This window comes from Larkinella soli (assembly GCF_003703975.1).
GTDB classification, from domain to species: Bacteria; Bacteroidota; Bacteroidia; order Cytophagales; family Spirosomataceae; genus Larkinella; species Larkinella soli.
The window spans coordinates 1-12,918 of record NZ_QTJY01000021.1; the positions used below are offsets into that span (position 1 = coordinate 1).

At 58.7% G+C, this 12,918-nt stretch carries 10 protein-coding genes; all 10 read right to left on the minus strand.

Annotated elements, in window-relative coordinates; all coding sequences use genetic code 11:
• Positions 1–621: 621 nt before the first annotated feature.
• Positions 622–1,416 (minus strand): SDR family oxidoreductase, encoded by a 795-nt coding sequence (locus tag DX909_RS25890; protein WP_229311195.1) that lies wholly within the window; start codon positions 1,414–1,416, stop codon positions 622–624.
• Positions 1,413–2,336 carry a Gfo/Idh/MocA family oxidoreductase gene (locus tag DX909_RS25895; RefSeq protein WP_128548155.1) on the minus strand — a complete coding sequence of 308 codons (924 nt, stop codon included), beginning with the start codon at positions 2,334–2,336 and terminating at the stop codon, positions 1,413–1,415. The genes DX909_RS25890 and DX909_RS25895 overlap by 4 nt, the downstream gene beginning before the upstream one ends.
• Before the next feature lie 19 nt (positions 2,337–2,355).
• Positions 2,356–3,291, minus strand: a complete 936-nt coding sequence (locus DX909_RS25900) for a hypothetical protein (protein WP_128548156.1) — start codon at positions 3,289–3,291, stop codon at positions 2,356–2,358.
• A complete protein-coding gene (locus tag DX909_RS25905; protein ID WP_128548157.1) occupies positions 3,278–4,252 on the minus strand; it encodes a dihydrodipicolinate synthase family protein in 975 nt (324 codons plus the stop codon). Before DX909_RS25905 ends, DX909_RS25900 begins: the two co-directional genes overlap by 14 nt.
• Before the next feature lie 5 nt (positions 4,253–4,257).
• Positions 4,258–5,292: a hypothetical protein gene (locus tag DX909_RS25910; protein WP_128548158.1), complete on the minus strand. Its 1,035-nt coding sequence runs from the start codon at positions 5,290–5,292 to the stop codon at positions 4,258–4,260.
• Positions 5,293–5,303: 11 nt separating this feature from the next.
• The gene (locus DX909_RS25915) at positions 5,304–6,569 is read right to left on the minus strand and encodes an MFS transporter (RefSeq protein WP_229311196.1); all 1,266 of its coding nucleotides are present in this window, start codon (positions 6,567–6,569) and stop codon (positions 5,304–5,306) included.
• A gap of 26 nt (positions 6,570–6,595) precedes the next feature.
• Positions 6,596–7,801, minus strand: a complete 1,206-nt coding sequence (locus tag DX909_RS25920) for a sialidase family protein (RefSeq protein WP_229311197.1) — start codon at positions 7,799–7,801, stop codon at positions 6,596–6,598.
• Positions 7,802–8,039: 238 nt separating this feature from the next.
• Positions 8,040–9,680: a glycoside hydrolase family 32 protein gene (locus DX909_RS25925; RefSeq protein ID WP_206513054.1), complete on the minus strand. Its 1,641-nt coding sequence runs from the start codon at positions 9,678–9,680 to the stop codon at positions 8,040–8,042.
• Positions 9,677–11,467, minus strand: a complete 1,791-nt coding sequence (locus DX909_RS25930; RefSeq protein ID WP_128548159.1) for a hypothetical protein — start codon at positions 11,465–11,467, stop codon at positions 9,677–9,679. The genes DX909_RS25925 and DX909_RS25930 overlap by 4 nt, the downstream gene beginning before the upstream one ends.
• 47 nt (positions 11,468–11,514) lie before the next feature.
• Positions 11,515–12,897: a sialidase family protein gene (locus tag DX909_RS25935; RefSeq protein ID WP_128548160.1), complete on the minus strand. Its 1,383-nt coding sequence runs from the start codon at positions 12,895–12,897 to the stop codon at positions 11,515–11,517.
• Between the last annotated feature and the right edge of the window lie 21 nt (positions 12,898–12,918).

Below are 12,918 nucleotides of genomic sequence, written 5' to 3' on the forward strand. Positions count from 1 at the left end.
AGGTACGAGTATAGGGGCAATCTGGTAAGCTCCTAATCGCTTCTAATCTAGTGCAGTATCATATCTTTTGTACCTTACATAGTACTTACCCAAATAATAAGAGTAAGAGCATATTCAGAGTTCTAAAGGGTTAGACAATGCGTGCAACGCAGGGGTGAACGTACACATCGGGCCGGAAGAGTTATTTTTAATATAAAAATTAAATGCATTACTAAATTAACCCCATCCCATCAACTCCAGCATCACAAGTGTATTTAGCTCTTCTGTGCGTGCGAGCTCTGGCTCAGCTTAGGTGAACCCAGCATCTTTCCTGCGTATCAAATCATGATCGGTACGCAACCCCGAGGGAAGGAGTAAGTCACAGCGCACCTGGGTAGGATTCAGGTGTCCCCTAACACATTCTGCTCTACATTCCCCGGACTATCGGGGCAGCAGGGCAGAAAATAGACCTAGCGACACATTCTGGGGATCCCTCTGAATTGAGGTTGCCATACTGGCTTTAACTGGCGCCACAAGAAGGGCGCATGGAAGAAGCACTGCTGTGGCCGGTAATAGGCAAGACTTGTGCCCACGTACCCCGCGTCTGGTGGAATGTAGTTTCAATCCAATGCGTATTAGCACTCACCAGCAGGTCCAGCCGCCGTCGACCGACAGGTTTTGCCCGGTCAGGTAAGAAGCGGCATCGGAGAGAAGAAAGGCCACCGCACCGGCAATTTCTGGCGACTGGCCGACGCGCCCCAGCGGGGTTTTCTGCGCCAGTCGTTCCACAAAGGCCGGTTCGCTTTGCCGCACGGCCGGATTGGGAAACGGGCCGGGCGAAATGCAATTGCAGCGCACACCCTGCCGCCCCCAGTGAACGGCCAGATAGCGCGTCATCTGAATGATACCTGCCTTCCCGACACCGTACTCAATCGGATTTTTATTCATAGGGGCCTGGTAGGCGGCCGGATCGGGTGATACTGATCCGTACATGCTGGAAAACAGCACGATGCTGCCCCGGCTCAGGCGTGCCATTTCCTGCCCCACCTGACGCGTCAGCAAAAAGGTTGCCGTCAACCCGCCGTGGTTTACCTCGTCGAAATCCTGCTCAGTCAGGTCTTCAAGTTTCTTACCGGTCGAAGCATAGGCCAGATTGACTAAGCCGTGCGGTACGCCCCGTAACGAAACCTGTTCTGTCACAAACTCCCGAATCGCCAGGCCCTGCCGAATGTCGAGGGTGGCTGGGGTGACCTGCGGACTCAGGCTGGAACGGTGGACGAAGCTAGCGGCCTGGTCTTCCAGATCGGCGCACAGAACGTTGGCACCGGCCGCCCGAAGCAGCCGAACCGTGGCCTGACCGAGGTAACCGGCCCCGCCGATGACCCAGATATCTTTTCCGGTCAGACCGAACGTGTCGGTAAATAAGTCGGCCATCATGAATTCAGATAAACGGTTTTTCCGCCTTCCGCCAGGCTCTCGCGGGCGGCCAGTAGGGTACAGATGATGGCTTCGGTTTTGGTAAAATCCAGACGCGGCCGGTTTTCCTCTACCGACCGAATAAATTCGATCAGGTTGTCCCGGAACATACCGAACCAGTTTTTGACTTCCACCAGCCGCCAGCCGTCTTTCCCGAACAACGAAATCTGGAACGTCAGAGCAATATCCATGAACAGGTGCACCGTCGCCTGAAAACCGCCGGCAAACTCCAGATAGACAACATCGCCCCCTTCGCGTCCTACATGCCTCACTGAAACAGGCGTCGGATCGTCGAGCACCATGAACAGCCCCTCCAGCATGTGCACACCATACCGAATCCAGTCTTTTTTTCCGACCGCCGTAGCGAGTTGCAGGTGGCCCAGCGCCCCGAACTCATTTTTTACCGCCCGCAGTTCGGTCGCATAGCGCATTGACGAACACGACATGATGAACCGGCCACCGGCGACCTGTTCGGCGAAATAAGCCAGATCCCCGGCGCTGTCAGCCAGCGGTTTGTCGATAAAAAGCGGTACGCCCGCGTCGATGAACGGTCTCGCCATGTCGACATGGTGTTCGGGATCGTCCCGGGCCAGAATCACCGCGTCGACCTGCCCGATCAGGTCCGTGATCCGGTCGACCACATGGTCCACCCCAACGGCGCGGGAGATGCTCTCCGAAATGGCCCGGTCCTGAGCCCAGACGTGCGTGACCCGCGCGCCCGGGATGCCCAGAAGATCGCGGTTGGCCGTTAGGTAGGCCGAAACGCCGGGATAACCTACCCGGTTGATCTCGCCGTCATCAAACAAACCGTTGATGATGGCCGACCACGAGTACGGATGGGCATTGCCCGCACTCATGCCGATGATTCCAATGTTTACCACAGTTTTTTCGGTTGTATTCCTAACCTTTTCCGGAATTGATTTTCAGGATTGCGTACGCGGCTCCCGCCCGAACGTCGGCATTCTCGTGCTGCAACAGCCGCACCAGAACCGGCACGTCGGCCGCGGTGCCGGTTTCGGCCAGCGCCGTCGCCAGTTCCAGCTGATCTCCAACCGCGGCAGAGTGCCGGGCCTCCAGGAGTTTGGCGCGAAGCGATCGGTACGGTTCCGAACGAACGGCGTCGGCCGGAGCCGTAGTCAGCGCAGCATGCACCAGATTGAGCTGCACACCCGAGGATACCGGCTCCGATAAAGCGGATTCGGCCAGTTTCTGCCATTCGGCAGGCGTCAGACCGCCCAGTTTACGGAGAATAAAAGCACCGAGCCGCCGGGGAGGGGTTTCTTCATTTTTATTTAGCACCAGATTCAGAAAGGTTTGCCGGTTTCCGGCGCCGGCTTCTGGATCAGACAGGCCGGTTCCCCAGAGCGTGTAAAGCGACAGGGCCCGGTTCTCGCCCGCGATGGCTTTCCGGGCGGCTTCGGCCGCGAAGGTCATGGGCGAAATACCGAGTTTAGCCAGCGTTTCGGCGGCATGAATGCGGTCGGGGCCATTGAAGTCGGCAAACGCTGCGGCAATTCGATCGGTCCATTGTTTCTTTTCTGCCGGGTTGGCGGCCGCCTGCGCCAGCACCCGCCAGATGCCGATGCGGTACGGCGGTTTTGTGCCGTACTGACGTAGTTCGTCCAGATACACCTCCCGAACGCCCGCCGGTTTGCCGAGCCAGAGCAGATACTCGGCCGCATGCACCTTCACCCACTCCTGCCCGGTTTGCAAAACCGTCCGCAGCTCCTGAAGGCACTGGTTTTGCAGGGCCGCGGAAACGGGCTGGGCGGAACCGGAAGGAGACACGTAGTGGGTCATAAACAGGTAGAAAAGCAGGACTCTAAACCGTTTCATTCGGGCAATGGGTTGAAAAATCCGGGATCAATTTCCGGGCCCCGGCCCGCGCAGCAGTCACTCCGGACGATGGAATGGAGCGATAGGGCCAGCGCATCCGGCAGCCTGCCGCCGACCACCCGCCCACGGCGGCTAAAAACTTGTCGCAGGCCGGGTCGGAATACTGATGATCACGGATATACGGAATAATATAATCATTCATGAATTGAAGGATGCCCCGTTCCTGTTGCTGGGCTTCCTCCAAATCGGTCTGCATCAGCCGATACCAGTCCTGTGCTACTTGCGGATGCAGGCAGGCTATGTTCGAATACGAACCATGGGCGCCTTCCCGGATGCCAGTCGCCAGCCGGTGGCCAGGCACGAATACCGAAAGCCCCTGCATGTGTTCGCGCATCTGTCGGTACCAGTCCGCATCACCGCCGGAGACTTTGACTCCAACCAGTTGCGGCACTGCGTCCTTCAACCGACCGAACTGGGCCGGGCTGAGCCGGACTTTAGCGTGCGGAGGATTGTACAGCACCAGCCGCACCTCGGCCGAAACGGCGGCCATTTTTTTCAAAAAGGCGATGATCTCCGGTTCGACGGGCGGAAACCAGTCGGGCAGAATCACCTGAACGGCCCCGGGTTCCTGCCGGATGGCCCATTTGAGTCGGTTGAGCGAAATCCAAGGACTCATGTGGCTGACGCCGATCTGGAACGGCAGTTCCTGCGTCCTGCAACGCCCGGCTAGCAGCCGGTGAACACGTCTGAACTCGCTTTCCGTCTGGTTGTAGAACTCGCCCGCCGTCCCGTTGGAATATAGCCCGTCGACGCCGAACCCAATGAGACGTTCCAGGTCCATTTCCAACCGCCGGAAGTCGATGGATTCATCCGCGCCGATGGGAAGCATCAGCGTGGCCCAGGTGCCCCGAATGTCGGCGGCTTCGAGCGGGCGGGTTCCGGCGGACGTGCAGGCAGGCATCGGAGTCAGTAGAGCTTATCGAGCGGGACCTGAGCCAGGTAGATGGCCGATTTTCCGTCGTGCGTTGAATAATACGACACCCAGAGTTTGTTCTGGTGAATCACCATGCCCGGATAGCTGGCGTCGCCACTGCTGGGGAAGGGGATGGTTTTGGTGATATTCCCCTGCCGGTCCGTCAGGTACAGGGCCATTTTGTTCGGCGACGCGTAATTCCGGGAGCCGACCACCAGCTTCTGATCGTTGAGAAACAGGAAATTGGGGCCGCCCAGCCGAATCGCCATTTTATGGTAGGTCCAGTTCGTATAGGGCACTTTGCTTTCGGCCAGAATGCCCATTTGATCTTCGGCTTCGCGCCGGATCAGGACAAGCATGTTCCCGTTCTGGTCAAACCGAATGGTCGATTCGTTCGGGCGGCCCGTCACATCGAGGTCTGAGACTTTATCGTAATGAATACCGTCTTTGGTTTTCAGCAGGTAGATCATCCACTTGTCGTCAGTCAGCACCTGATAGTCAATGGCGTATCCCATGCCGTTGTGCCAGGTGGTGCGCCAGATCCAGTCTTTCGAAGGCGAGATGGCTGGGTCGAGCGTCGACTTCTGCGGCTCGGAAAAATTCGCTCCCCTTTTGTCGGAAAAGGATACCATCGGCGCAATCCGCTGCACCTTGTTTCGATTGTTGACCGGCGCAAAAACCGCCCCCGCCATCGTCACCATCAGCCTCTGATCCGGCGTAATGGTCAGTTTTGGGTCCCGTAGATCAATCTTCGGGATGGCCAGCAGCGCCACACTTTCCCACTGCTTTCCGTCGGTGGATTTCAGTACGCGCACTTTGCCGCTGTTAGTCGTATCGACGTGCGTGAGTCCTTCCCGGAACGTACAGTAAAACGCATTCTGGAACCGCACCAGATCGGTGAACGCACTGTGGGGCGGCTGATCCCAGATTTTGATGACGCTCACGTAGTCGGGAAACGCGGTATCCTGCGCCAGTACCGGCCACGAGCAGCAAAAAAAGAGGATCAGGGATAGAAGTCGTGATTTCATTATCTGTCGAATTACGTTTCGGATTTGAGATTTGTTCGGGCATGGAGCCAGAACAGCGTGGCCGCGCAAACCAGCAGCAAAGCCGTTGCCACCTGAAATAATTGACTGAAACTCACCTGGGCATCCCGCAGCGCCCCGCCCGCGTAAAGCCCGAAACCGCCCACGATGCAGCTGCCGAGGTTCAGAATGCCATAGCCCGTCGCCCGATACCGATCATCGGCAATCAGGCACAAAATCGGCATCATGTTCGTGTCACTGAACACCCGCGTAAAGGCATAGAAAACGAAGCCGACGATTGCTACCGTCAGGACGTTTGTCGTGCTGGCAATGAAGATGGCCGGGGCGGCAATGCACAGGGCCACGGCCGGCACCAGAATCCGGCCCCGCGGGTTGCTGCGGCTCACGCGGTCGGTGAGAGCCCCGCCGGTCAGCACCCCGACCAGTGCAGCGGTGTGAAAATAGCCGGTGGCGTAGAGCCCGGCCTGCGACTGGGGCAGGCCGAAATGTTCCTGATAAAACGTGGGCAGCCAGCCGACAATCAGCCAGCCCACCACGCCCAACAGCGCCCAGAACAACAGCAGAAGACTGAAGGCCGGCTTACTGAACAGATTCCGAACGGCCTCCCCAAACCGTACCGACTCTTCGGTTTTGACGATCGGGGACTCTGCTGCCGCCGGGGAGGGGGCATCCCGCAGGAAGAAAACCAGCACGACGGCGTACCCGATCCCCACCATGCCAAACACGCTGAAAGCCGAGCTCCAGTCGCGGTTCTCGGCAATCATCCCGCCCAGAAAACCCAGGCTCTGCCCCACCATCACACCGGCAATGTGAATGCCCGTGGCCAGGGATCGGGTGGCTCCGCGGTGGTAGTCGACAATCAGGGCCATAGCCGCCGGGATGTAACAGGCTTCACTGATGCCCATAAGTGCCCGGGTGGCCAGCAACTCTTCAAAGGTAGTGGCGTGGGCCGTCAGCCAGGTCACCAGCGACCAGACGAACAAACTACCGATGATGACCCGGCTGCGGTTGAACCGGTCGGCCAGAAAACCGGCATATGGGCTCAGTAAACCGTAAATCCAGAGAAAAACCGCCGTCAGTAACCCAAATTGCGCGTCGGTCATCGGAATGGCGGCCTTGATCGAATCACGCATGGTCGTAATCATGATCCGGTCGAGGTAGTTCAGGCAGCCCACCACGCAGAGCAGCGCCACCACTAGCCAGGCCCGGGCCGGAACGGTGGAAACTTTGGGGGCCATCGCGAGCGTGTCGGTTTTCATAGCGGGTCGGGTCAGCAGGGGTGACGTTATTGAATTTCCAGAATTGAGCCGGCAATATGGCGGGTGCTGTTGTCGCGGTTAAAGTAATACACCACCAGCACGCGTTTCCGGTCCAGCTGCACCGACCACGGATAGCCGATGTCGCCGTTGCCGCCGTCTTCACGAAGCACGATTTCGGGGGCCGAGGCAAAGTCCGTACACTCGGCGTTGAGGATGCGCGCCCGGATGCCAAAGGGTTTATGACGGTATCCGTAGACCAGCAGCACCCGGTTGTCGGCCAGCCGCAGGGCCTGCATTGGATGGCCCTGAAAGCCCATTTTCTCCCATTTAAAGTGTTTGCCGCCGTCGGTCGAGCGGGCAATACAGGCCTGGTCGTCCAGGTTGGCCGTCCGCAGAAAAGCCACCAGATCGCCTTTGGGCGTTTCATAAATGGACGTTTCGTTGAACGAGGCTTTGTCGTCCGTCGCAACGACGCTTTCGTATTTCCAGGTCAGGCCCCTGTCGTCGGAAACGATCAGGTGGTTGGAGGTTTTCTTGGGCGAATTCGAATCGCTGGAGGCCACGACCCAGTAGATGCGGCCATTTTTGCCTTCGTACAGCGCTCCCCGGTTGTAGGCCCGGATGGGTTCTCCGCCAAAGGCGCTGTGATTGATTTCGGGCGCAATGTGCGGGGGATAGACCGGCCCCTGCCAGGTTTTGGCCCCGTCGGTCGAGCGCACGAGGTAGCCGCCCAGAAAAATGGCTCCGCCCGATTCAAAGTACGGTTTTTTCAGGTTCGCCATGCCTTCCGGACGCAGAAAAGCCCAGCCGTAGCTGGCGCAGAGAATATCGCCGTTTTTCAGTTGCAGCAGACAGGGGTCCTGCGAGCCGCCAAACGCGTGGGAATAAATTAGTTCAGGCTCTTTTGTCCAGTTTTCACCGTCTTTGGAGCGGAGCGCCACCAGATAGCTGTTGGGGTCTACGTGGGTAGTTCTGGTTTCGCCGAAAACCTTTCGGTCCGGGGCGCGCCGAAAAGCCAGCAGGAGTTCTCCATTCGGTTTTTTGATGATCGACGGGAACGACGAATAAAACTGCTCATCCTGGTAGATGACCAGGTCCTTTACTTTCCGAACCCCCGGCAGATCAGCGGTTTCCGGAGGGGAAGGCCGTTCCGGCATAAACGACAGGATGCCGGGAGAAACCGTGCCGGCAACCAGGAAAAAGGCGAGGGCGCTTTTTATTCGAAAATTCATAAGTACGGGTTTAGGGCGTCAGGTAAAGATCGAACCGACGAAAATGAACAGGTTATTCCTCCGCCGGGGCGCTACGTAAAATTAAGTGCTTCATCCAGGTGGCGCTTCTACTTTCCTTTTGATTTGTAATACTATTTTTCAGACTTCAGACAGCGCCGAACGTCGGGCCAAATGGTTTCTGAAGTATTGTACAGGTTTTTGGGGAAGAATGGCCCCGGCGCCGGCGGTTCAGGCACCCCTACTGCTTACTGAAAAGGTTTTCCATCTGCCAGACTTCCAGCGTTTTAAGGGTTGCAGTGCTGCCCCGGGCGAGGACCGACACGCCCTGACTGTCCGTACGGCCCGGATACACCCGCACGGCCACACACTGCCTGCCGTTGACGAAAACTTCCACAATGCTTTTATCGACAAAGATGCGCAGGTCGAGCGGCTCGCCCTCGCGGAGGAGAACCGAAGCCGTCTCCGGCACCCTCGACCGGACGCCCTCCAGCGTGGAGGCTGTAGAATTATCGATGGAGACGGCGCTGTACTGGACGGCTTTTCCCGGCATTGACCGGTCCTGAAAACCGCCGTTTCTGTAGAAAAGGATGCGGGTATACTCCTCCCGGCCGGGTGACCGCAGCACGTTTAGTTCGATCGTCGGCGACTGTTTCGGATCGATGACCGCGTGGATCTCCAGCGCATTCCCGGAAACCGCCGGCAGGACAACTTCCTGATTGGGCGGCAGAACCTGTTCGGCAATGGTCACCTTCCGGGTTCGCAGGGACGCGATGTCTCCGGTGGGTTCCATTTGCAGCTTCCCGTTCTCGTCCAGCGTCAGGCGCCGGGGCAGTGTCATGATCCGCCCCCAGGTTTTATCGGCCTTGCCCTCATTAATGTTGAAAATAGCAATGATTCCTCCCTTGCCGTCGGGGTAAGCCGAAGGGGCATGAACCCCGTTGGGCAGCATGGGGCCGTGATTGAAATTGCCGCCATCGGTGACGATGAATTTATCATGGACCTGATCATAGTCGCCCAGAAGGTATTTTCCGCCACTCATGTGGCTGAAATGCAGCAGAATATACTTACCCTTGTCGCCGATCGGCCAGAAGTAGGGACAGGCCCCGTCGTCGCCCACCATCCCGTAGCCATCGTTTTCGATAAAGGGATGCAGATACTGCCAGTTCATCAGATCGGTGGAGCGGAACAGGAACAAAGCCCGAACCATTTTGCCGGCCGGTCCCACCGGCCGCTGCCCGGCCAGCACGCTGTAGTAGGCATCGCCTTTCTTCCAAATGGCCGGATCGAAGACGTTGTAGGGCAGTTTCTCACCCGGTTTCGGGATCGGAATTACGGGCTTGTTACCCAGCTTTGTCCAGTTCAGCAGCAACGGGTCGGTGGCGGTGGCCACCATGCTTCCGGCGCCAACGCCGTGGTACATGGCAATGACGCGGCCCGGCTCCACGAATGTCGTTCCCGAATAAACCCGGTCTTCGGGGTCGGGGTAGATGGCATACGGCAGATCACGCCAGTGAATCAGATCCGTACTAACGGCATGGCCCCAGTGGACCCGCGGGTCTTCCGGCGGAAATCCCTGATAGAACAGATGCCACCGGCCCTGCCAGAAACACAAACCGTTCGGATCGTTCAGGATTCCTTCCGGGTTGACGTAATGGTAGGCGGGTCGGTGGCGGTCTTTGGCGAGTTCTTTGCGGGCGGCTTCAAACCGCTTCAGGAGCGGGTTCGTTTTTAGTTGTTCTTCCTGTTCGGAGAGGGTAGTCCCGAAGGTATAGAACGGCACTTTGGATGCCCGGCTCTCCTGGGCCATCGCCATGTCGGAAAGCAGCGTTCCGGCCGTTAGTACGGCAAGTATCTGTATTTGCGCCGGCCGCCACTTCATTTCGCTTCCTTCAGGTTAAAGGTGGTGCTGTGCGCCATTGACACAATCATTTCCTGATCCCGGAGGGCGTTACTGCTGCCGACCGGTCTGGTCGTGTCCTGGATCCAGGCGACGATGCGCGTCTGCACCCGGCCTTTGACTACCACACCCGTTTCCCGATCCACCCACTGCTCACGCTTGTACATGATTTTGCCGCCGTGCTCGTTGAAAAACCGGTACTGGCTTCCGCCCACGCGCCGGGCTTCTTCGTCGGGGAGTAAATCGGTAACCTGAACACCGAGGTCGCTGAGCCAGACCTCGCCCGTCGCCCGGATCAGGCGGCAGGCCCGGCCCGCCAGTTCGGTATCGCCGATGTAGGTCAGACTCATCAGGGCCGGTTTGACGGGCGGCAGATCGGTGCCGTTCAGCATCGGAACCCGCACGGTCTCCAGGCTTTCCCAGCGGTCGCCCGGCCGGATGCCGTCGACCGGCAGCAGCGGCACCAGAATCGAGACGTCCGGTAACAACCACCGGGACGCGTGCCCCGTGGCAGCGGTCCGACTCACTTTGCCCTGTCGGCTGGCGAAAAAGCTGATCTGCTGCTTCTCGTGCGGAGCTTCCTCAAACCACCGGAAGCCGTCGACTTCTGCGGTCATCGGAGCGGCTTCTTCCGGGCCGTGCTTTCCAACATTTAGCGTCAGCCGGGCGGTTGCTTCCAGATACGGCATACTGGTCGTTGGCCGGGGCGAAAACATTTTAAAATGAGGATGTTCGATTTTTGTGAGCGAATTGGTCACCGGAATGCCCTGCAACTCGGCCACCGTGACCTCGTAGTGGAACGTTTTGCCCGCCGGCAGTTGGGGCGGTTTCACGCCCTGGTCAGGTTTCAGGTAGCGGAACAACTGCTTCAGAATCCGCTCGTTCTCAGCCCACGGACGCGACATGTTGCCGGTCCAGGAACCATTGTCGCCGACCAGAATGAATTTGCCCTTTCCCGGCCGCGTCATCACAATACCCGGCCCTTTCACCTTGCGGTCGGGATAGCCCGCATCGGAGGCCACCTGCATCAGCACCGTCGGCTGCCTGGCTTCCGGCAGGATCCGGATCGTACAGCCCGAACCGTAGTGAAAAATGGGAACGTCGTAGAAATACGGGTGGTTTTCGCCGATGGCCACGTCGGAATAGTGGGTGTCGTCGCTGTTCCAGTCGAGGCCGAAACTGCGGACCAGCTTGCGCAGCTGGACGCCTTCAAAATCCTCGGCGGTCCGGTCGGCACCCCCGCTGTTGATCATGACCATCAGGCTGCCGCCCTTCTCGACGTAACGCTTGAGCATGGCGATCTCGGCGTCGGTCAGGACGTTGGCGGTGGAGTCGAGCTTCGGGTTATCGGGGTTGACGATCACCACGGCGTCCTTCTGCGCCAGCGTCGCTTCCGAGTAGGGCTCCTGTGCCATCGAAATGGCAAACTCTTTCTCGAGCGCCACGAACACCGGGTCGAAGGTATTGGTATGCACGAAATCGTCCCAGCCATAGCGCCCGTTGATGTTCACCCAGGCGCCCGTCACCATGAAGTTGCCGACTTTGGTGTTGGGGCCTTTATGGTGGTAATAATCAAACAGCAGCCGGGGCGACGGTGGCGCCGGCGGGCTGTACAGAAACGGGACGGCTTCCTTCACCAGTCGGGCCGGTCGGACTGCCCGGCCCGAATCGGCGGCCGGCGGTTTCTGCCCGGCCGGCCGGCCGGCGGCCCCGGCGGAAACCGTGTATCCTATTCCCAGTACCAGAAAAAGCCAGTGGCGGAACTTCATGGAGTAGAGATTGAGTGGGTTGATCATTGAAAACCGGCACATGATCCTCAGAGCGGAGAAACCGTCACTTCCCGAACCTTGATCGCCTTGCGGGTTTGTCCCTGGGCGTTTTTGTACATAAAGTCGGAGTACACGATCAGGAATCGGTCCGGCCCGGTGGCGAGCAGGCCCGTATAACCGCAGGACGCCGGTTCGGTTCTGCCCCGATCATTTTCGACGTAGGGCTGCGAATCGAACGGCCCATAGGCCAGCATCTCGAACGGATTGGTCCAGATTTCTCCTTTCCCATCGTTTGAAAACCGGAGCTGAACGCCCGGACGCCCCGACGCGGCCACCACCACGCCGTTGGGCAATTGCAGCAGGCGCGGCAACACCCCGTTGGGCGCAATGACCTTTGGTCGGGTCCAGGTTCGGCCCTGGTCCGCCGACCGGCTCGCATACATCGGGCCGCTGTAGATGTCGTGGGAACGAATGACGCTGAGGTAGGTGCCGTCGGAGAGAATTTCAAAGGCCGGCTCCGTAAACCAGTGTTTGTTGACGCCGTTGGTATCGATCTTCGTGTCAGGCTGATAGGGGATGCGGCTCAGAATCTTCCAGGAACGACCCGAATCGGTGGAACGGTAAAAGAAAACGCCCCCCTTCAGGTCCAGGCTCCCGTCTTCCCGAAGGTGGAAGCCCGGATACACCCCGGCCACCACCGAGCCGTCGGCCGCCACTTTCATATCGCCCCACCAGACGACGGGCACCTGGCCGCGCAGGCTGTAACGCAGCGCCTGCGGATCGTCGAGGGCGGCCTGTTCGTTGGTCCAGTCTAGTTCACCTTTTTTCCGGCGCGCCAGAAAAACGCCCTGGCGGCTGGCGGGGAGTTCGGTCAGTCGGTAGAAGGTATGTTTGTAATTCCGGCGGGTCATCGAGCCAACGGGCTGGGGCATCGCCAGTTCCGACTCCTTAACCGGTTTTGGCGTTACGATTTTGATGCGGTCGCCGTTGGGCAGCAGAAGACCCTCCTGGAGTCGGGCGTGTTCCCAGTCGGTGGGGCCGGGCATCCAGGTTTTCCCGCCGTCGGTCGAGAGGGCCGTCGGGGAAGATGTGTTCCCGTAGGCTTCCATGGCATCATTGGCCATCTGCCATTTCACGGCAATGGCTCCGTCGACAGTGCGAGCGATGTCCGGAAACTGAAAATGGCCCCATTTCTCTTCTTTTTCGGCCACACTTACCACCACCGGTTCGCTCAGCGTGACCCGGTATCCGGCCTTTCCATTCCGTTTGTACAGAACGGTAGTCTGGTGATAGGCCTGAATACCGGGCGTAATCACCGAAAGCGGCTCATGGCTCCGTTCGGCCCATTCAGTGGCGGGGGGGGCCGTGTTCCGGGCGGTTTTACACCCGCCGATAAGGAGGACGAGAAGCGGGAGGCTGAATTTATTCATACGGGTGTCTGGAGGTTAAGC

What these genes read in the sequence shown, in the direction of transcription:
- DX909_RS25890 (WP_229311195.1), bottom strand. Translation starts at nt 1,416, where the DNA reads ATGATGGCCGACTTATTTACCGACACGTTCGGTCTGACCGGAAAAGAT.
- DX909_RS25920 (WP_229311197.1), bottom strand. Translation starts at nt 7,801, where the DNA reads ATGAATTTTCGAATAAAAAGCGCCCTCGCCTTTTTCCTGGTTGCCGGC.
- DX909_RS25935 (WP_128548160.1), bottom strand. Translation starts at nt 12,897, where the DNA reads ATGAATAAATTCAGCCTCCCGCTTCTCGTCCTCCTTATCGGCGGGTGT.
- DX909_RS25915 (WP_229311196.1), bottom strand. Translation starts at nt 6,569, where the DNA reads ATGAAAACCGACACGCTCGCGATGGCCCCCAAAGTTTCCACCGTTCCG.
- DX909_RS25910 (WP_128548158.1), bottom strand. Translation starts at nt 5,292, where the DNA reads ATGAAATCACGACTTCTATCCCTGATCCTCTTTTTTTGCTGCTCGTGG.
- DX909_RS25930 (WP_128548159.1), bottom strand. Translation starts at nt 11,467, where the DNA reads ATGAAGTTCCGCCACTGGCTTTTTCTGGTACTGGGAATAGGATACACG.
- DX909_RS25925 (WP_206513054.1), bottom strand. Translation starts at nt 9,680, where the DNA reads ATGAAGTGGCGGCCGGCGCAAATACAGATACTTGCCGTACTAACGGCC.
- DX909_RS25905 (WP_128548157.1), bottom strand. Translation starts at nt 4,252, where the DNA reads ATGCCTGCCTGCACGTCCGCCGGAACCCGCCCGCTCGAAGCCGCCGAC.
- DX909_RS25900 (WP_128548156.1), bottom strand. Translation starts at nt 3,291, where the DNA reads ATGAAACGGTTTAGAGTCCTGCTTTTCTACCTGTTTATGACCCACTAC.